This is a genomic window from Leclercia sp. LTM14, assembly GCF_023736175.1.
Taxonomy (GTDB): domain Bacteria; phylum Pseudomonadota; class Gammaproteobacteria; order Enterobacterales; family Enterobacteriaceae; genus Enterobacter; species Enterobacter barmai.
The window spans coordinates 73,605-93,240 of record NZ_JAIKTT010000007.1 but is presented as its reverse complement, the minus strand read 5'-3'; the positions used below and the strand labels follow the sequence as shown (position 1 = coordinate 93,240).

Below are 19,636 nucleotides of genomic sequence, written 5' to 3'. Positions count from 1 at the left end.
AACATGTTGATGGAACCCTACAATCCGCCGCAGGATCCGTGGCTGGTCATTCTGTATCAGGATGAGCACATTATGGTGGTCAACAAGCCGAGCGGCTTGTTGTCCGTGCCGGGCAGGCTGGATGAGCACAAAGACAGCGTGATGACGCGCGTGCAGCGCGATTATCCGCAGGCAGAGTCCGTCCACCGTCTGGACATGGCGACCAGCGGTGTGATTGTGGTGGCGCTGACCAAGGCGGCAGAGCGCGAGCTGAAGCGTCAGTTTCGTGAGCGCGAGCCGAAGAAGCAGTACCTTGCGCGCGTCTGGGGACACCCACAGCCGTCTGAAGGGCTGGTTGATCTGCCGCTCATCTGCGACTGGCCTAATCGCCCGAAGCAGAAGGTCTGCTACGAGACCGGCAAGGCGGCGCAAACCGAGTATGAAGTGCTGGAGTACGCGGCGGACAACAGCGCCCGCGTGCTGTTAAAACCCATTACCGGTCGCTCGCACCAGCTGCGCGTGCATATGCTGGCGCTGGGCCATCCAATTCTGGGGGATCGCTTTTATGCCACGCCAGAAGCACTGGCCATGGCGCCGCGCCTGCAGCTGCACGCTGAGATGCTCACCATCACCCATCCGGAATATGGCACGCCGATGACCTTTAAGGCACCGGCGGATTTCTGACGACTTGCCCGGCGGCACGACGCTTGCCGGGCATATCCTCTTATTTAAAACCCTTCTGCTCTTTAATGAGCTCGTAGGCTTTCTGAATTTCCTGCGCTTTTTGCTTCGCCATCTCCATCATCTCTGGCGGTAACCCTTTCGCCACCAGCTTATCCGGGTGATGCTCGCTCATCAGCTTGCGGTAGGCGCGCTTGATGGTCGTTGGCTCATCGGTCGGCTTCACGCCCAGCACGTTACAGGCATCTTCCAGGGTTGGTCCGCGCTGCGCCTGCTGCCAGCCGCCACCGCCCGCCTGCTGTTGCTGATAGCCGCCGCCAAACTGCGCCCCGCCCTGCATCATGCGCAGGAACTGATCGAACTGGGTTCGGGAGATGCCCAGCTCTTCGGCGATGACATACAGCACCTCACGTTCGTTCGGGTGGAGCGAACCGTCGGCAAACGCTGCCTGGATTTGAATCTCCAGAAACATCCGAATTAAGTCGAAGCGCCCGAAGCAGATACTGCGGAACTGACGCATTTTTTCGCGCAAGGGATAGTTGTCCGCCTTGCCGATACGAAATGCGTGTTGCGCCGCCGCCCGGGAGTCGCCGTGCAGGTTCATGCGATCCATAAACTGGCTGGCGATGTGGATGTCGGCCTCGGTCACCCGCCCTTTCGATTTGGTCAGATGGCCCATAACCTCGAACGTCGTCGCAAAAAAAAGCGCCTGGCGTTCACGCTGGTTGGCGAACCAGGCCATCTTACGACTTCGTGCTTTATCAAACATATGGCCGATAAGCAGCCCCAGAACGATACCCCAGAAGCCCGCGCCCATCAGTAAAGCGAACGCCACGCCGATAATTTTTCCCCAATACTGCATATACTCCCCAAATGGTGATGTATTTAAACCAGCGCAACGCCATCATTCCGGTGGCCTGGCCACGGTCAAGTGAAGGACATCGCCTATAATTTGCATTATCATACTCGTCATTCAATAACGAGCCTATCACCATGGCTTGTTTACGGGCAGGATTAACGCTGGCACTGTGATGATGAGTAAGATAGTCTCTGACCGTTTGCCAGCGATAAGCCACTGATGACGGAACAATAAATAAAACGTATGAAAAAACGTATCCCCACCCTCCTGGCCACGATGATAGCTACGGCTCTGTATAGTCAACAGGGTCTGGCAGCCGATCTCGCCTCGCAATGTATGTTGGGTATTCCCAGCTATGATCGCCCGCTGGTTCAGGGTGATACGAACACGCTACCGGTTACCATCACCGCTGACAACGCGAAAGGGAATTATCCTGACGACGCCGTGTTTAGCGGGAATGTAGATATTAACCAGGGCAACAGCCGCCTGCAGGCCGATGAAGTTCAGTTGCACCAGAAACAGCCAGAAGGCGCGGCCGAACCGGTACGAACGGTGGATGCGCTGGGTAATGTGCACTATGACGATAATCAGGTCATCCTGAAAGGTCCGAAAGCCTGGTCAAACCTGAATACCAAGGACACTAACGTCTGGGAAGGTGATTACCAGATGGTAGGCCGTCAGGGCCGCGGTAAAGCCGACCTGATGAAACAGCGCGGTGAAAACCGCTACACCATTCTTGAGAACGGGACCTTTACCTCCTGTCTGCCAGGCTCAGATACCTGGAGCGTGGTCGGTAGCGAAGTGATCCACGACCGCGAAGAGCAAGTGGCGGAGATCTGGAACGCCCGCTTTAAGCTCGGCCCGGTACCGGTCTTTTACAGCCCGTATCTGCAGTTACCCGTGGGCGATAAACGTCGCTCAGGTTTCCTGATCCCCAACGCCAAGTACAGCACCTCAAACTATTTTGAGTTCTATCTGCCGTACTACTGGAACATCGCGCCCAACATGGACGCCACGATCACGCCGCACTATATCCACAAGCGCGGCAACATCATGTGGGAAAACGAGTTCCGCTATCTGACGCAAGCGGGTGAAGGTCTGATGGAGCTGGACTATCTGCCATCGGATAAGGTCTTCCAGGACGAGCATCCAACAGAAGGCGATAAACACCGCTGGCTGTACTACTGGCAGCACGCCGGGGTAATGGATCAGGTATGGCGCTTCAACGTTAACTATACCAAAGTCAGCGATCCTTACTATTTCAACGATTTCACCTCGAAATACGGTTCAAGTACCGACGGCTACGCCACGCAGATCTTCAGCGCAGGCTACGCGGTCAAAAACTTTGACGCTACCGTATCGACCCGTCAGTTCCAGGTGTTCAGCAGCCAGAACGCCAGCACCTATGGTGCGGAACCGCAGCTGGACGTCAACTGGTACCAGAACGACGTCGGTCCGTTTGATACCCGTATCTACGGCCAGGCCGTGCATTTCGTCAATACCAACTCCGATATGCCGGAAGCGACGCGTATTCACCTTGAGCCGACCATTAACCTGCCGGTGTCAAACGACTGGGCGAGCCTGGATACCGAAGTGAAGCTGATGGCGACCCACTATCAGCAGGATAATCTGGAGACGTACAACGCCAATAACGGTACCCATCTGGAAGAGTCCGTTAACCGTACGCTGCCGCAGTTCAAGATGGACGGTAAGCTCATCTTCGAGCGCGACATGAACTGGAGCGAAGGTTATACCCAGACGCTGGAGCCGCGCGCGCAGTACCTGTACGTGCCGTATCGCGATCAGAGCAACATCAATAACTACGACTCTTCTCTGCTGCAATCCGACTATAGCGGCCTGTTCCGCGACCGTACTTACGGTGGTCTGGACCGCATTGCCTCGGCTAACCAGGTGACCACCGGTGTCACAACCCGCGTATTTGATGATGCTGCGGTTGAACGTTTTAATGCTTCCATTGGTCAAATCTACTATTTCACCGAATCGCGTACTGGCGATGACAACATCAACTGGGAGAAAAACGACAAAACCGGCTCCCTGGTCTGGGCGGGTGATACCTACTGGCGCATGACGGATCGCTGGGGGCTGCGTGGCGGCCTGCAGTACGATACGCGTCTGGATAACATTGCCACCAGCAGTGCCACCGTTGAGTATCGCCGTGATGAAGACCGTATGGTGCAGCTGAGCTACCGTTACGCCAGCCCGGAGTATATCCAGGCAACGTTACCTAACTTCTCGACGGCCGAACAGTACAAAGAGGGCATTTCGCAAGTGGGTGGCACGGCAAGCTGGCCTATTGCCGATCGCTGGTCAATCGTCGGCGCGTACTACTTTGACACCAATCAGAGTAAGTCGGCGGATCAGATGCTGGGTCTGCAGTATAACTCCTGCTGTTACGCGATCCGCGTCGGTTACGAGCGTAAGCTGAACGGCTGGGATCCTGACAAAGGTCAGAGCGAGTACGATAACGTCATCGGCTTTAACATCGAGCTGCGTGGCCTGAGTTCCAACTATGGTCTGGGTACTCAGCAGATGCTGCGCTCACCGATTCTGCCGTACCGTAGTTCATTATGATGTACTTGATTTAACACGTAATCCGCTTTGCGGTTAATTGATATGGAAAAAGTATGAAGAACTGGAAAACGCTGCTGCTCGGTATCGCTATGGTCGCGAATACCAGCTTCGCGGCCCCACAGGTTGTCGACAAAGTCGCTGCCGTTGTGAACAACGGTGTGGTACTTGAGAGCGACGTTGATGGTTTAATGCAGTCTGTGAAGCTCAACGCGGGTCAGGCAGGTCAGCAACTTCCGGATGATTCCACACTGCGTCATCAGATCCTTGAACGTCTGATCATGGATCAGATCGTTCTGCAGATGGGTCAGAAGATGGGTGTGAAGATCTCTGATGAGCAGCTCGATCAGGCTATCGCCAACATTGCGAAGCAGAACAATATGTCCGCCGACCAGATGCGCAGCCGTCTGGCCTATGACGGCATCAGCTATTCGACCTACCGTAATCAGATCCGCAAAGAGATGCTGATTTCAGAAGTGCGTAATAACGAAGTGCGTCGTCGCGTCACCATCCTGCCGCAGGAAGTGGATGCGCTGGCTAAGCAGGTTGGCAATCAGAACGATGCCAGCACCGAACTGAACCTGAGCCACATCCTGATCCCGCTGTCAGAAAACCCATCCTCTGACCAGGTAGCCGAGGCGGAAAGCCAGGCTCGCTCTATCGTCGATCAGGCGCGTAACGGCGGTGATTTCGGTAAACTGGCGATCACCTATTCGGCTGACCAGCAGGCGCTGAAAGGCGGCCAGATGGGCTGGGGTCGTATTCAGGAGCTGCCCTCTATCTTTGCCCAGGCGCTGAGCACGGCGAAGAAAGGCGATATCGTGGGTCCAATCCGTTCCGGCGTTGGCTTCCACATTCTGAAAGTGAACGATCTGCGCGGCCAGAGCCAGAGCATCTCCGTTACCGAAGTGCATGCCCGCCACATTCTGCTGAAACCTTCCCCGCTGATGAATGACGATCAGGCGCGGGCGAAACTGCAGCAGATTGCCGCCGACATCCGCAGCGGAAAAACCTCCTTCGCTAACGCGGCGAAAGAGTTCTCCCAGGATCCAGGTTCAGCCAATCAGGGCGGCGATCTGGGCTGGGCGGCAGCGGATATTTACGATCCGGCCTTCCGCGATGCGCTGATGAAAATGAACAAAGGTCAGTTGAGCGACCCGGTTCACTCCACCTTCGGCTGGCACCTGATTGAGCTGCTGGACACCCGTAACGTGGATAAAACCGATGCGGCGCAAAAAGATCGCGCCTACCGCATGCTGTTCAACCGTAAGTTCTCTGAAGAAGCAGCGACCTGGATGCAGGAACAACGCGCCAGCGCCTACGTCAAAGTTCTGAGCAACTAATGAAACAACATCGTGTTGTCATCACTCCCGGCGAACCCGCCGGGATTGGTCCCGACCTGGTCGTCCAGCTTGCCCAGCGCAGCTGGCCGGTCGAACTGGTGATCTGTGCCGATGCCAGCGTGCTCGAAGCGCGGGCGAAGCAGCTTAATCTGCCGCTCACGCTTCTGCCGTATCAGGCTGAAAACGCCCCCCTCCCCCAGCAAGCGGGTACCTTAACGCTGTTACCCATTCCGCTACGTGCCCCGGTTATCCCAGGTCAACTGAGTACCGAAAATGGCCATTATGTGGTGGAGACGCTGGCGCGCGCCTGTGATGGCTGTCTGAGCGGGGAATTTGCCGCGCTGATCACCGGCCCCGTTCATAAAGGGGTGATCAACGACGCCGGCGTGGCCTTTACCGGTCATACCGAATTTTTTGAAGAGCGTTCGCACAGCCCTAAAGTGGTGATGATGCTGGCAACCGAGGAGTTGCGGGTTGCTCTGGCCACCACGCACCTGCCGATCAAAGCCGTTTCCGACGCCATTACGCCGGATCTGCTGCGCGACGTCATCGCCATTCTGCATCACGATTTACGCACCAAATTCGGTATTGCCGATCCGCACGTGCTGGTGTGTGGCCTGAATCCGCACGCGGGCGAAGGCGGGCACATGGGAATGGAAGAGATCGACACCATCATTCCGGTACTGGATGAGATGCGTGCTCAGGGAATGAATCTCAGCGGGCCGCTGCCTGCGGATACCCTTTTCCAGCCGAAATACCTTGATAATGCCGACGCCGTGCTGGCGATGTACCACGATCAGGGGCTTCCCGTGCTAAAATACCAGGGCTTTGGCCGCGGCGTGAATATCACCCTCGGTTTACCCTTTATTCGAACTTCTGTTGACCACGGTACTGCACTCGATTTAGCAGGCCAGGGAAAAGCGGATGTCGGCAGTTTTATTACGGCGCTTAATCTCGCCATCAAAATGATTGTTAATACTCAATGAATAATCGCGTCCACCAGGGCCATTTAGCCCGTAAACGTTTCGGGCAAAACTTCCTCAACGATCAGTTCGTGATCGAAAGTATTGTTTCGGCTATCAATCCACAAAAAGGCCAGGCGATGGTCGAGATCGGGCCGGGTCTGGCTGCACTGACCGAACCGGTTGGCGAGCGCCTCGATGAACTGACCGTCATCGAACTGGACCGCGATCTGGCAGCCCGCCTGCAGACGCACCCGTTCCTTGGGCCAAAGCTGACGATTTATCAGCAGGATGCCATGACGATGAACTTCGGCGAGCTGGCGGAGAAAATGGGTCAGCCGCTGCGCGTTTTCGGCAACCTGCCGTATAACATCTCCACGCCGCTGATGTTCCACCTGTTTAGCTATACTGATGCCATTGCCGACATGCACTTCATGTTGCAAAAAGAGGTCGTTAATCGACTGGTTGCAGGGCCGAACAGTAAAGCGTATGGTCGTTTAAGCGTGATGGCACAGTATTTCTGTAACGTGATCCCGGTACTCGAAGTGCCGCCGTCAGCGTTTACGCCGCCGCCGAAAGTTGACTCTGCGGTGGTGCGCCTGGTGCCGCATAAAACGAAGCCGTATCCGGTCAAAGAGCTGCGCGTGCTGAGCCGCATCACCACCGAAGCCTTTAACCAGCGTCGTAAAACGATTCGTAACAGCCTTGGCAATCTGTTTACCGTTGAAGTGTTAGCCGGGCTGGGTATCGACCCGGCAATGCGTGCGGAGAACATTTCCGTAGAACAGTACTGCAAGCTGGCTAATTACATCAGCGAAAATGCACCGCCGAAGGAGAGCTAAGCCATGATTAATTCGCCCCGCGTATGTGTTCAGGTGCAAAGCCTTTATATCGAGTCTCAATCCACGCCGGATGAAGAACGTTTTGTTTTTGCTTACACCGTGACCATTCGCAATCTCGGGCGAACCCCTGTGCAGCTGCTGGGGCGTTACTGGCTTATCACCAACGGCAACGGCCGTGAAATTGAAGTGCAGGGCGAAGGTGTGGTGGGTGAACAGCCGCACATTGCGCCCGGCGAAGAGTATCAGTACACCAGCGGCGCGGTAATCGAAACGCCGCTGGGTACCATGCAAGGCCATTATGAAATGGTCGATGCCGAGGGTAATGCATTCCGCATTGCCATTCCTGTTTTCCGTCTGGCTGTACCAACACTCATTCACTAAACATGTCTACATATCTCATTGGCGACGTTCACGGTTGCTACGATGAACTGATCGCATTGTTAAAGCAGGTGGATTTTACCCCGGGTACAGACACGCTGTGGCTTACGGGCGATCTCGTTGCCCGCGGCCCTGCCTCGCTGGACGTCCTGCGCTATGTTAAATCTCTGGGCGACAGCGTACGGATAGTCCTTGGCAACCACGACCTGCATCTGCTGGCCGTCTATGCCGGGATCAGCCGTAATAAACCGAAAGACAGGATCACCCCGCTGCTGGATGCGCCTGACGCCGATGAGCTGATTAACTGGCTGCGTCGCCAGCCGTTGCTACAGATCGACGAAGAGAAAAAGCTGGTGATGGCCCACGCGGGCATTACCCCCCAGTGGGATCTGCAAACCGCAAAAGAGTGCGCCCGTGACGTCGAAGCGGTGCTCTCCAGCGACTCATACCCGTTCTTCCTCGATGCGATGTATGGCGACATGCCCAACAACTGGAGCGCGGAGCTGAGCGGCGTTGCGCGCCTGCGTTTTATCACGAACGCCTTCACCCGCATGCGCTACTGCTTCCCGAACGGTCAGTTGGATATGTACTGCAAGGATGTGCCGGAAAACGCGCCGCCCCCGCTCAAGCCGTGGTTTGCTATCCCCGGGCCGGTGACGGACCAGTACAGCGTGATCTTCGGACACTGGGCATCGCTGGAAGGGAGAGGCACGCCTGAAGGCATTTATGGGCTGGATACGGGTTGCTGTTGGGGCGGAGAACTCACCTGTCTGCGCTGGGAAGATAAAGCCTACTTTATGCAGCCTTCGAACCGGCACCAGGATTCAGGTGAGAATGAAGCAGTAGCGTCGTAGAAGAGAGCTGCACCTCTCCCGGCGGGAAAGGTGCAGTTAACAGATTAGCGGCGTTCAAGGATCTCGAAGCAGTAGCTATGCGAATTTTGCGCGTCAGCGTCGTGGAATTCGCTAAATACCGATTCCCACTCGTCAGGATCGTAGTCCGGGAAATGGGTATCCCCTTCCACTTCAGCATCAATATGGGTCAGATATAACTTCTGCGCTTTCGGCAGGAACTGCTCATACACGCGCCCCCCGCCAATCACCATTATCTCTTCAGCATCGCCGCAGGCAGCAATGGCTTCGTCAATGGATTTAACCCACTCAACCCGCTCATCGGTGCCGGGCTGGCTGCTTATTACGATGTTTTTACGGCCCGGCAACGGGCGCCCGATTGACTCCCAGGTCAGGCGACCCATTACTACCGGCTTGTTCAACGTTGTACGTTTAAACCACGCGAGATCGGCAGGCAGATTCCACGGCATGGCGTTTTCCATGCCAATCACGCGATCTACCGCAAGCGCCGCAATCAGACTGATCATTGGTTATTTCCCGGATGCAAAAAATTGCCGCCACTATACGGAAAGCTTAATCTTTCGTCGACTGGCGGCAGAGTAAAGAACAGGAAATTTTTTATATTTGCTGGCAACCCCGCTTCACGCTACAGGTTTACTCTCCGGCTCATCCTGCGGATCGCCGGTATGCTTACCCTCTTCGGTTCCCTGCCAGCCATGGCGCTGGGTCAGCGAGAGGTGATTTCGGTCTTCATTGATGATCTCCGTCAGCATGGCGCTGGTGCGTTTCACCACTGCCGCGCGCGAGGTAGCATCGTTTTCAACCATCGCCGCCATCTCTTCGACCATCTCCGTATTAAACCGGCGGAACAGATCGGCGCGCTCCCGGGCCTCATAAGCCCCGAGACCGAGGCTTTCCAGCGCCAGCCGACCGGATTTGAGCGCACCTTCGAAGGTTTCACGCTCCGGCGCGTCGATACCCATCTGGCGGAGCTGGATGTAGTGATCGACATCGCGGGCGCGGGAGATGATCTTCAGATGCGGAAAATGCGTCTTCGCCAGCTCCGCCAGCTGCAGGCTGTTCTTCGGATCGTCTATTGCGTTGATTAACACTTCGGCCTTCTGCGCCCCAGCGGACTCCAGCAGATCAACCCGCGTGGCATCGCCATAAAAGACCTTCATATCAAACTTGCGCAAGGTTTCAACGTGGTCAGGATCGTGATCGAGGATGACCATCTTCACGCCGCTGGAGAGCAGCAGACGGCCTGCAATCTGGCCGAAGCGACCAAACCCGGCGATGATCACCCGCGGCTGTTCTTCGTCAATTTCATCAGCCTCGTGCTGCTGACCACTGTCGGCGGCCTCCAGTCGCGTCAACACCACCAGCAGCAGCGGTGTTACCGCCATCGACAGTGCGACCGCCAGCGTCAGCGCCTTCGCCCATTCAGGATCGAGCACGTTCGCCATGTTCGCTGCGCCAAAGACCACAAACGCAAACTCACTCCCCTGGCCCAGCAGCACCGCAAACCAGCGACGCTGTTTTGCTGGAACCTTCAGCGGGCGAGCCACCAGCCAGAGCATGGCCATTTTAATGACAAGGAAGCCCACCAGCAGGATGGCGATGCGCAACGGATGGGTCACCAGCGTCCCGAAGTCAACGGACATCCCCACGCCGATGAAAAACAGCCCCAGCAGCAGGCCCTTGAAGGGCTCGATATCGCTTTCCAGCGCGTGGCGATACTCGGAGCTCGCCAGCAGCACGCCTGCCAGGAACGCGCCCATCGCCATAGAGAGCCCGGCCTCTTCCAGCATCAGGCCAAAACCGAAGACCAGGAACAGGGCCACGGCGCTGAACACTTCCCGCAGGCCGGAACGGGCAACAAAACGCAGTAATGGTCGACTGACGTACCGGCCCAGCAGTACCACCAGGGTCAGCGCCCCGACGACTTTTAATGCTGAAAGCGCAAAGGCGCCCAGGGTCGTAGACGCTCCGGAGGTAGCCAGCAGCGGGATCATCGCCACCAGCGGAATAGCGGCAATATCCTGGAACAACAGCACCGAAAAGGCGCTGCGCCCCATCTGGGAAACCGTCAGGTTGCGTTCATTCATGGCCTGCATGGCGATGGCCGTGGACGAGAGCGCCAGGGTCATGCCGATCAGCTCCGCCACTTTCCAGTTCATGCCCAGCAGGATGCAGAACCCGCCCAGCAGCAGGCCGCAGGCCAGCATCTGCAACGCCCCGCCGCCAAATACCGAGGCGCGCAGCTTCCACAGGCGACGCGGATCCAGCTCCAGACCGATGACGAAGAGCATCAGCACCACGCCGATTTCCGCAAAGTGCAGAATCGACTCGGCATCGGTAACCAGCCGTAGCCCCCACGGGCCAATGACGCAGCCGGCGATCAGATAGCCCAGCACCGAGCCAAGCCCAAGGCGCACGGCAACGGGCACAATCAGCGCCGCGGCGCCCAGGTAAATCAGCGCCTGAATCAGCGTATGGCTATCCATGGTGCGCCTCCTGCCAGTCGAGTAAACGTTGTTTATAGTGACGCGCCTGCGCCTGAAGGGTTTCGTCGTCGCAGACGAACGTGCAGTGCATGGCAAACGGCGGGAGCCAGTTCAGCCCACAGTAGAGCGCGGTGGCCTGCAGCGGCTGCGCCAGCACCTCAAACCCCGGGAAAGAACCGATATCAAAATGGCTTTCACCGCCACCGGTGGTCACCGCCCAGAGCAGACTTTTGCCCTTCAGCGCCCTGCCGTTATGGCCGTATGCCCAGCCGTGAGAGAACACCTTATCGATCCACAGCTTCAGCAGCGGCGGTATGCTGTACCACTGCATCGGATGCTGCCAGACGATGAGATCGGCACGGGATATCGCCTCTTGTTCGGCGGCGATATCGATATTGAAATCCGGATAGAGTTGATAAAGAGAGCGGATTTCCACCCCTTCAAGTGTCCTTACCTGATCAAGCATCCGCTTATTCGCATGGGAATGGTGCGGATAAGGATGCGCATAGACAATGAGTATCATGATTAACCTGGTTTAACTGCTTTCTTGTTGTAAGAGTCAGTGTAGACAGGAAAGGGAGGCGTTTGAAGGGCTCTGTGCCCTTGCCGGGGTTAACCGCAAAGATTGATAAATCACTTTCTGGTCAGAATAATCATTTCCATTAAAAATATATCAAGAAAATATAATATTTATAATTCAAACCCATTAATCAGAAATAATAAAAGCAATGGAATAATTAAATTAAAATTAATCAAAAATTTAAAATGAATAGCTATACAAGAAATAGTTAAGAACCAATAATTTTGCTTTTAAGCTGTCGTTTAAGTCTTAAAAAAACAGGTAGTTAAAAAGTTGTTATCTAAATACATATTTTTATAATCACAAAATGGATGTGGCAATGAAAACAAGAACACCGCAATTAAATCAGACGACAACATTTCTTAAAAGTCTTTTTCCGGCCTTATCAGCGTTAATTGCATTCACTCCACTAATGGTATCTGCAGAAACCACAATCAGTGGTTCAACGGATACCGCGCAGGTTTTCTCCTCTGACAGTGAATACATCATCCCTGAAGGCATCTATATCACCCCTTCCATGACAACACCTACTGTCACTATTTCGGACGACATTGTCCGCAGTGTCCTTAATGGTGGGCAGTTGACGGGTGCGGGCGACGGTATGTTTATCTCTACGGAAGCGCAAACTCTCGTAGTGACAAACCAGCAAAATGCGCTGATCGAGTCCACCGCAGCCAATGGCATTACCGTCAATAATATGGGCGGGGAGATAAACAACGCCGGGAACATCAGAGGGGCAGAGAATGGCATTAAGATCCTTGAAGACTCCAGCAGCTTCAATATTGCGAATGCCAAAACAGGAATTATCGAAGGTAAAACAGGGATTTCTGCCGACGCGGGTATCACCTTCAATAATGCGGGCACTTTCAAAGGCAGCGCCGGAAATGGCGTAGAACTTAATAATGCAGGCCGAAGCAACCTTGATAACAGCGGAAGGATCGAAGGAGCCCAGAACGGGGTTATCGCAACCGGTAACCACAGACTTCTGATCAATAACGCCGGCCTGATAAAAGGTTCAGCAAGCGCAGTGACCTTTGAAAGTAGCCAAACCAACACATTAACTCTGAGTACCGGGTCTGAGCTTGATGGCGACGTTATCTCAACGAACTCACGTACCAATACCTTAACTTTACGCGGTACGGGTTCAGAGGACAGCAACTTCCGCGGCCTGAATGCGGGTGACGGCTTCGCTTCCCTGACCATGAGCGGTGAAGAGTGGGCGCTGACCGGCAATGTCGACGTCATCGGCTCCGGCGACTCGATCAAGGTCAATACGGGCAAACTGACGCTCGCAGGCGATGTGAAAAACAGCGCCGGAAACACCCTGATTGCCAACGATGCAGCTCTACAGTTGGGTGACGGCACGAATACCGGTTCATTGACCGGCACAGTGACCAATAACGGCACGTTTATCTTTAACCAGGGCTCTGATTCCACCTTTGCCACCGACATTACCGGCAGCGGTAATGTGCAAAAATCGATGCGAATTTGTTAACGCTGACCGGCAACAACAGCTACACCGGCAATACGCTTCTGAACAGCGGCACGACGCTGGTCGCTGAAGGCGCAACGCTGGGTAGCGCAGGCAATACCGCGACCGTGACGGTAGCGGATGGCGCCACCTTCGCCAGCGCAGGGACTGTTAACAACAATGTTGATATCCTGAGCGGCGGCGTGCTGGCTTCCTGGAATGCGGTTTCCGGCAATAGCGACACCCTTTCCGCCACGGCTAACACCATCAACGGCAATGTTAACAACAGCGGCACGCTGCAAATCAGCGGCCTCAACGACTATGTCGGCAATAAATTCACCATCAACGGCGACTATACCGGCCAGAGCGGCAGTAAGATCGTCATGAACAGCATCCTGGGCGAGGACAGTTCCCGTACCGATCATCTGACCATTACCGGCAACAGCGCGGGTCAGTCCGGTATCAAGCTCAGCAATATTGGCGGCCTCGGGGCGCAGACGGTCAACGGGATAGAAATTATCAACGTCGGCGGAAACTCTGATGCGGCCTTTACCCTGGCGAAACCTGCTGTGGTGGGTGCGTGGGAATACAACCTGAATCAGAAGAGCGATGGCAACTGGTACCTTGAATCCAAAACGCCACCTTCAGATGATAACCAGAACAACGGCGGCGATGATGACGGTAGCAGCACCGACAATACCGACAACGACGGTGACAACGATAACGGCGCTAATACCGATAACGGCGGAAACAACGATAACGGCGGAAATACAACTCCGGTAGCGCCTGAGGTAATGGCACCTGAAGTCGGTGCTTACCTGGGGAACTATCTGGCCGCCCAGGGGATGTTCCTGCATAAACGTGACGATCGCGATCAGCTCACGCTGCGCAACGGCGAAGACCTCAATACCTGGATGTATGTCAAAGGCCGTTACCATGATAACGACGTGGCGGGCGGAAAAGTCAACTACGACACCACCCAGTACGTGATGCAGGTCGGCAGCGATTTCATCAGCAAGCAGCTGGATACCGGCGTGCTGCATGGCGGGATGATGTTTGGTGCAGGCCAGGCCAAAACCGACTCCAACTCGGTGGGCAGCAAGCGTTCCGCGCAGGGCAAGGTCGATGGTGTGAACGTCGGGGTATACGCCACCTGGCAAGAAGATCAGCAGCTGCGTAAAGGCAGCTATATCGACAGCTGGGCCTCATACGGCTGGTATCACAACAAGCTGAGAAGCGACGGACGCGACAATGAATCCTACAACAGCAGCGGTTTTGCCGTGTCGCTGGAAGCAGGTCATGCGTGGATTGTGGATTCAGAAAACGAAAGAACCTGGAAAATCGAGCCGCAGATCCAGGCGGTCTACAGCTATCTTGATCAGGACGATCATACTGACGCCGACGGCGTACGTATCACCGCGCTTGATAACGACAGCATACTGGGTCGCCTGGGTGTGAAATCCAGCTACTTTAACCAGAAAGATGTACAGGCGTGGCAGCCGTATGTGGCGGTGAACTGGCTGAAAGGCGCCGGACAGAATGACCTGGCCTTCAACGGCGAAGCCTTCAGCAACGACACCCCGGATGACCGTGGCCAGCTGGAGCTGGGCGTAACCGGCAAGCTGAACGAGACCACGCTGATCTCCCTGCGCGCCAGCGGCGAATGGGGCGAAAACAGCTATGACGCCTATGGCGGCCATATCCTGTTAAATCACCGCTGGTAATTCCCGTTTCGTAATGAAAAATGCAGTGGCCCAGGCCACTGCATTTTTTTATCAGTTATCCAGCTCACCCATGGATTTAACCTGATCGCGGTTGATCTGCTCGGTCTGCCCGGTTTCCGCATTTTCATAGGACACCAGACCGGTATCATCATCCACCTGCGGTTTACCGTCGGTGACGATAGTTTTGCCATCGGTGGTTTTCACCGCCTGGTTAGATGAACAACCGGCTACGGTGAACAGCGCTGCGGCAGCAAAAATAGAAGTCAGCAAAAGTTTATTTCGCATGGTGTTCTCCCTGCTTTTCAGTTGGATTTAATTATCGACCTGACAATTTTAGGCTAACTGACTGACGGGAGATGGAAAAGCAGAAGGTTCTGAAGAGGGAGAACGCTATCGTAGGGCGGGTAAGCGAAGCGCCACCCGCCGTTTTCCCGGCGACGCTTTCGCTTGCCGGGCCTACGATAACAGCCGTATTACTTGTTAATCTGCGCGTGCATCTCCTGCACCGAAATCACCTTCTCGGTGGCATCCGCGTTCAGCGCCATCGCTGTCGCAAAACCGCCATTCAGGGTGGTGTCGTAGTGTACTTTGTACTGCAGCGCGCTGCGGCGAATCAGCTTGGAGTCTTCAATCGCCTGACGTCCTTCGGTGGTGTTGATGATGTAGGTGTATTCACCATTCTTGATACGGTCCTGAATGTGCGGACGACCTTCATGCACCTTGTTCACCAGACGCGGGTTGATACCGGCTTCACCCAGCACAATCGCGGTACCGTGGGTGGCGTCCAGCTCGAAGCCCTGTTTCAGCAGTTTCGCCGCCAGGTCTACCACACGCTCTTTATCCCCTTCACGCACGGACAGCAGCGCACGGCCCTGTTTCTTCATGGTGGAGTTACTGCCCAGCTGCGCCTTGGCGAACGCTTCTGCGAAGGTGCGGCCCACGCCCATGACTTCACCGGTAGAGCGCATTTCTGGCCCTAACAGCGGGTCAACGCCCGGGAATTTGTTGAACGGCAGCACCACTTCTTTCACCGAGTAGTACGGCGGGATAATCTCTTTGGTTACGCCCTGCTGTGCCAGCGTCTGGCCAGCCATCACGCGCGCCGCCACTTTCGCCAGCGGGATGCCGGTTGCTTTGGAGACGAACGGTACGGTACGCGCCGCACGCGGGTTGACTTCAATCAGGTAGACTTCGTTGTCTTTCACCGCAAACTGCACGTTCATCAGACCGCGAACCTGCAGCTCGAAGGCCAGCTTCTTCACCTGGTCGCGCATCACGTCCTGAATCTCTTTGCTCAGCGTATAGGCTGGCAGAGAACAGGCGGAGTCGCCGGAGTGAACGCCCGCCTGCTCGATGTGCTCCATGATGCCGCCAATCAGCACCATTTCGCCGTCGCAGATAGCATCAACGTCCACTTCCACCGCGTCATCCAGGAAGCGGTCCAGCAGTACCGGTGCGTCGTTAGAGACGCTGACCGCAGTCTGGAAGTAACGGCGCAGGTCGGCTTCGTCGTAGACGATTTCCATCGCACGGCCGCCCAGCACGTAGGAAGGACGCACCACCAGCGGGTAGGTGATCTCTTTGGCCTTCTCAACCGCCTGCTCAATGGCGGTGACGGTGGCGTTAGCCGGCTGTTTCAGCTTCAGACGGTCAACGGCATGCTGGAAACGCTCGCGGTCTTCCGCACGGTCAATCGCATCCGGGCTGGTACCGATAACCGGTACGCCTGCCGCTTCCAGCGCGCGCGCCAGCTTCAGCGGCGTCTGGCCGCCGTACTGCACGATAACGCCTTTTGGCTTCTCGATGCGCACGATTTCCAGCACGTCTTCCAGAGTTACCGGCTCGAAGTAGAGACGGTCGGAGGTGTCGTAGTCGGTAGAGACGGTTTCCGGGTTACAGTTGACCATGATGGTCTCGTAACCGTCTTCGCGCAGCGCCAGTGAGGCGTGTACGCAGCAGTAGTCGAACTCGATGCCCTGGCCGATACGGTTTGGACCGCCGCCCAGCACCATGATTTTGTCGCGGTCAACGGACGGGTTCGCTTCGCACTCGTCTTCATAGGTGGAGTACATGTACGCTGTGTCGGTCGCAAATTCTGCCGCACAGGTATCCACGCGCTTGTAGACCGGGTGCAGGTCATACTGGTCACGCAGCTTGCGGATCTCCGCTTCGCGCACGCCCGCCAGTTTTGCCAGACGCGCATCGGCGAAGCCCTTACGCTTCAGCATGCGCAGGAAGTCAGCGTCAAGGCCGTTGATGCCAATCTCAGCGACTTTCTCTTCCAGACGCACCAGCTCTTCAATCTGCACCAGGAACCAGCGGTCGATGTTGGTCAGGTTGAAGACGCCATCGACGGACAGGCCAGCGCGGAAGGCATCGGCAATGTACCAGATACGCTCGGCGCCCGCGTCTTTCAGCTCGCGGCGGATTTTGGTCAGCGCTTCCGGGTCGTCCAGGCTCACTTTCGGGTCGAAACCGGTGGCGCCCACTTCCAGGCCGCGCAGCGCTTTCTGCAGAGATTCCTGCTGGGTACGGCCAATCGCCATCACTTCCCCAACAGATTTCATCTGGGTGGTCAGACGGTCGTTGGCGCCGGCAAACTTCTCGAAGTTGAAGCGAGGAATTTTGGTCACAACGTAGTCGATGGACGGCTCAAAGGATGCCGGAGTACGGCCGCCGGTGATGTCGTTCATCAGTTCGTCGAGGGTGTAACCTACCGCCAGCTTCGCCGCGACTTTGGCAATCGGGAAGCCGGTGGCTTTCGATGCCAGCGCAGAAGAGCGAGATACGCGCGGGTTCATTTCGATAACAATCAGACGACCGTTTTTCGGGTTAACCGAGAACTGAACGTTAGAGCCGCCGGTTTCGACGCCAATCTCACGCAGTACCGCCATCGAGGCGTTACGCATGATTTGGTACTCTTTGTCGGTCAGGGTCTGGGCCGGTGCCACGGTGATGGAGTCACCGGTGTGGATCCCCATGGCGTCGAAGTTTTCGATGGAGCAGACGATGATGCAGTTGTCGTTTTTATCACGCACCACTTCCATCTCGTACTCTTTCCAGCCGATCAGCGATTCGTCAATCAGCAGTTCGTTGGTTGGAGAGAGGTCCAGACCACGGGCGCAAATCTCTTCGAACTCTTCACGGTTGTACGCGATACCGCCGCCGGTGCCGCCCATGGTGAAGCTAGGACGGATGATGCACGGATAACCCACGTCAGCGGCAACCGCCAGCGCTTCTTCCATATTGTGTGCGATACCGGAGCGCGCTGTGTCGAGGCCGATTTTTTCATCGCCACATCGAAACGGCGGCGGTCTTCTGCTTTATCAATCGCATCGGCAGTGGCGCCAATCATGGTCACGCCGAACTCGGCCAGCACGCCCTGACGCTCCAGCTCCAGCGCGCAGTTCAGCGCCGTCTGGCCGCCCATGGTCGGCAGCACCGCATCCGGACGCTCTTTTTCGATGATTTTGCGCACGACTTCCCAGTGAATTGGCTCGATGTAGGTGGCATCAGCCATTTCCGGGTCGGTCATGATGGTGGCCGGGTTGGAGTTCACCAGGATAACGCGGTAGCCCTCTTCGCGCAGGGCTTTACACGCCTGTGCGCCAGAGTAGTCGAATTCACAGGCCTGGCCGATAACAATCGGGCCAGCGCCAAGGATCAGGATGCTTTTTATGTCTGTACGTTTTGGCATGGTCTTCTCGGCTCCTGATTATTTAGCGGTCTTACGGTATTGCTCGATAAGTTCGATGAAGTGATCGAACAGCGGCGCGGCATCGTGCGGGCCTGGGCTTGCCTCCGGGTGACCCTGGAAGCTGAACGCCGGTTTGTCGGTACGATGGATGCCCTGCAGGGTGCCATCGAACAGCGACTTGTGCGTAACGCGCAGGTTGGCAGGCATGGAGGCTTCATCGACGGCAAAACCGTGGTTCTGCGCGGTAATCATTACCGTGTTGTTGTCGATATCTTTCACCGGGTGGTTACCACCGTGGTGACCGAACTTCATCTTCACGGTCTTCGCACCGCTCGCCAGCGCCAGCAGCTGATGGCCGAGACAGATGCCGAACACCGGAATGTCGGTTTCAAGGAAGGTCTTGATCGCGTCGATAGCATAGTCGCACGGTGCCGGGTCGCCCGGGCCGTTAGAGAGGAAGATCCCGTCCGGATTCATCTTCAGCACTTCATCTGCCGGGGTTTTAGCCGGCACAACGGTCAGGCGGCAGCCGCGGTCAACCAGCATACGCAGGATGTTGCGCTTGGCGCCGTAGTCGTAGGCCACCACGTGGAACGGCAGCTCGTCTTCTTTTTTCGCTTCCGGCAGTTCGTCTGCCAGCGTCCAGCTACCCTGCGTCCAGCTGTAGGATTCAGCAGTGGTCACTTCTTTTGCCAGATCCATGCCGTTCAGACCCGGGAAGGCTTTGGCTTTTTCTTGCGCCAGGGCCGCGTCCAGGTTGTCGCCAGCGATAATGCAGCCGTTCTGGGCACCTTTTTCACGCAGCAGACGCGTCAGTTTACGGGTATCGATATCGGCAATCGCCACGATGTTATGGCGCTTCAGGTAGGATGAGAGGTCTTCAGTATTGCGGTAGTTGCTGGCAATCAGCGGCAGGTCACGAATGATCAGACCTTGTGCATGTACCTGGGAGGACTCTTCATCAGCGGCGTTAGAGCCGACATTACCGATATGGGGATAAGTTAAAGTGACGATTTGGCGGGAATAGGAAGGATCAGTGAGGATTTCTTGATAACCGGTCATTGAAGTATTGAAAACGACTTCCCCAACCGCCGAACCTGTTGCCCCAATGGCCCGACCGATAAACTGGGTTCCGTCTTCCAGAACCAATAGCGCTGACTTAATCAAAACACC

Annotated in this window: 13 protein-coding genes and 2 pseudogenes; 8 read left to right on the top strand and 7 right to left on the bottom strand. The window is 55.9% G+C overall.

Annotated features, from left to right (window positions below):
- Window positions 1–3: 3 nt before the first annotated feature.
- A complete protein-coding gene (gene rluA / locus K5I40_RS15160; protein ID WP_039030403.1) occupies window positions 4–663 on the top strand; it encodes a bifunctional tRNA pseudouridine(32) synthase/23S rRNA pseudouridine(746) synthase RluA in 660 nt (219 codons plus the stop codon).
- Window positions 664–703: 40 nt separating this feature from the next.
- Here the strand turns inward: rluA and djlA are convergent, their stop codons facing one another.
- Window positions 704–1,522 (bottom strand): co-chaperone DjlA, encoded by an 819-nt coding sequence (gene djlA, locus K5I40_RS15155; protein WP_039030404.1) that lies wholly within the window; start codon window positions 1,520–1,522, stop codon window positions 704–706.
- Window positions 1,523–1,762: 240 nt separating this feature from the next.
- On the opposite strand from djlA, the gene lptD reads away from it, so the two are divergent.
- From lptD to apaH, 6 genes are read left to right on the top strand one after another with little or no spacing between them, the layout of a single operon-like run.
- Window positions 1,763–4,111, top strand: a complete 2,349-nt coding sequence (gene lptD / locus K5I40_RS15150; protein WP_138370417.1) for an LPS assembly protein LptD — start codon at window positions 1,763–1,765, stop codon at window positions 4,109–4,111.
- A 53-nt stretch (window positions 4,112–4,164) separates the two neighbouring features.
- Window positions 4,165–5,451 (top strand): peptidylprolyl isomerase SurA, encoded by a 1,287-nt coding sequence (gene surA, locus K5I40_RS15145; protein ID WP_039030406.1) that lies wholly within the window; start codon window positions 4,165–4,167, stop codon window positions 5,449–5,451.
- Window positions 5,451–6,437 carry a 4-hydroxythreonine-4-phosphate dehydrogenase PdxA gene (gene pdxA, locus K5I40_RS15140; protein ID WP_039030407.1) on the top strand — a complete coding sequence of 329 codons (987 nt, stop codon included), beginning with the start codon at window positions 5,451–5,453 and terminating at the stop codon, window positions 6,435–6,437. The genes surA and pdxA overlap by 1 nt, the downstream gene beginning before the upstream one ends.
- Window positions 6,434–7,255 (top strand): 16S rRNA (adenine(1518)-N(6)/adenine(1519)-N(6))-dimethyltransferase RsmA, encoded by an 822-nt coding sequence (gene rsmA, locus K5I40_RS15135; protein WP_039030408.1) that lies wholly within the window; start codon window positions 6,434–6,436, stop codon window positions 7,253–7,255. The genes pdxA and rsmA overlap by 4 nt, the downstream gene beginning before the upstream one ends.
- A gap of 3 nt (window positions 7,256–7,258) precedes the next feature.
- Window positions 7,259–7,636, top strand: a complete 378-nt coding sequence (apaG, locus tag K5I40_RS15130; protein ID WP_039030409.1) for a Co2+/Mg2+ efflux protein ApaG — start codon at window positions 7,259–7,261, stop codon at window positions 7,634–7,636.
- Between the two features lie 2 nt (window positions 7,637–7,638).
- The gene (gene apaH / locus K5I40_RS15125; RefSeq protein WP_223074975.1) at window positions 7,639–8,487 is read left to right on the top strand and encodes a bis(5'-nucleosyl)-tetraphosphatase (symmetrical) ApaH; all 849 of its coding nucleotides are present in this window, start codon (window positions 7,639–7,641) and stop codon (window positions 8,485–8,487) included.
- A gap of 44 nt (window positions 8,488–8,531) precedes the next feature.
- Here the strand turns inward: apaH and folA are convergent, their stop codons facing one another.
- The 3 genes from folA to kefF all read right to left on the bottom strand — a co-directional run bounded on the left by folA (window position 8,532) and on the right by kefF (window position 11,514).
- On the bottom strand, window positions 8,532–9,011 hold the full coding sequence (folA, locus tag K5I40_RS15120) for a type 3 dihydrofolate reductase (RefSeq protein WP_039030411.1): 480 nt from the start codon (window positions 9,009–9,011) through the stop codon (window positions 8,532–8,534).
- A 114-nt stretch (window positions 9,012–9,125) separates the two neighbouring features.
- A complete protein-coding gene (gene kefC / locus K5I40_RS15115) occupies window positions 9,126–10,991 on the bottom strand; it encodes a glutathione-regulated potassium-efflux system protein KefC (protein WP_223074976.1) in 1,866 nt (621 codons plus the stop codon).
- On the bottom strand, window positions 10,984–11,514 hold the full coding sequence (gene kefF / locus K5I40_RS15110; protein WP_039030413.1) for a glutathione-regulated potassium-efflux system oxidoreductase KefF: 531 nt from the start codon (window positions 11,512–11,514) through the stop codon (window positions 10,984–10,986). Before kefF ends, kefC begins: the two co-directional genes overlap by 8 nt.
- Window positions 11,515–11,890: 376 nt before the next feature.
- Here kefF and K5I40_RS15105 point away from each other — a divergent pair.
- Window positions 11,891–14,766, top strand: a pseudogene (locus K5I40_RS15105) (autotransporter outer membrane beta-barrel domain-containing protein).
- Window positions 14,767–14,817: 51 nt separating this feature from the next.
- On the opposite strand, the gene K5I40_RS15100 reads toward K5I40_RS15105, so the two are convergent.
- The 3 genes and pseudogenes from K5I40_RS15100 to carA all read right to left on the bottom strand — a co-directional run bounded on the left by K5I40_RS15100 (window position 14,818) and on the right by carA (window position 19,630).
- The gene (locus K5I40_RS15100; protein ID WP_223074978.1) at window positions 14,818–15,051 is read right to left on the bottom strand and encodes a YgdI/YgdR family lipoprotein; all 234 of its coding nucleotides are present in this window, start codon (window positions 15,049–15,051) and stop codon (window positions 14,818–14,820) included.
- A gap of 188 nt (window positions 15,052–15,239) precedes the next feature.
- Window positions 15,240–18,463: pseudogene (gene carB, locus K5I40_RS15095) on the bottom strand (carbamoyl-phosphate synthase large subunit).
- Window positions 18,464–18,481: 18 nt separating this feature from the next.
- Window positions 18,482–19,630 (bottom strand): glutamine-hydrolyzing carbamoyl-phosphate synthase small subunit, encoded by a 1,149-nt coding sequence (gene carA / locus K5I40_RS15090; RefSeq protein ID WP_139564307.1) that lies wholly within the window; start codon window positions 19,628–19,630, stop codon window positions 18,482–18,484.
- Window positions 19,631–19,636 lie beyond the last annotated feature (6 nt).

What these genes read in the sequence shown, in the direction of transcription:
- rluA (WP_039030403.1), top strand. Translation starts at nt 4, where the DNA reads ATGTTGATGGAACCCTACAATCCGCCGCAGGATCCGTGGCTGGTCATT.
- djlA (WP_039030404.1), bottom strand. Translation starts at nt 1,522, where the DNA reads ATGCAGTATTGGGGAAAAATTATCGGCGTGGCGTTCGCTTTACTGATG.
- lptD (WP_138370417.1), top strand. Translation starts at nt 1,763, where the DNA reads ATGAAAAAACGTATCCCCACCCTCCTGGCCACGATGATAGCTACGGCT.
- surA (WP_039030406.1), top strand. Translation starts at nt 4,165, where the DNA reads ATGAAGAACTGGAAAACGCTGCTGCTCGGTATCGCTATGGTCGCGAAT.
- pdxA (WP_039030407.1), top strand. Translation starts at nt 5,451, where the DNA reads ATGAAACAACATCGTGTTGTCATCACTCCCGGCGAACCCGCCGGGATT.
- rsmA (WP_039030408.1), top strand. Translation starts at nt 6,434, where the DNA reads ATGAATAATCGCGTCCACCAGGGCCATTTAGCCCGTAAACGTTTCGGG.
- apaG (WP_039030409.1), top strand. Translation starts at nt 7,259, where the DNA reads ATGATTAATTCGCCCCGCGTATGTGTTCAGGTGCAAAGCCTTTATATC.
- apaH (WP_223074975.1), top strand. Translation starts at nt 7,639, where the DNA reads ATGTCTACATATCTCATTGGCGACGTTCACGGTTGCTACGATGAACTG.
- folA (WP_039030411.1), bottom strand. Translation starts at nt 9,011, where the DNA reads ATGATCAGTCTGATTGCGGCGCTTGCGGTAGATCGCGTGATTGGCATG.
- kefC (WP_223074976.1), bottom strand. Translation starts at nt 10,991, where the DNA reads ATGGATAGCCATACGCTGATTCAGGCGCTGATTTACCTGGGCGCCGCG.
- kefF (WP_039030413.1), bottom strand. Translation starts at nt 11,514, where the DNA reads ATGATACTCATTGTCTATGCGCATCCTTATCCGCACCATTCCCATGCG.
- K5I40_RS15100 (WP_223074978.1), bottom strand. Translation starts at nt 15,051, where the DNA reads ATGCGAAATAAACTTTTGCTGACTTCTATTTTTGCTGCCGCAGCGCTG.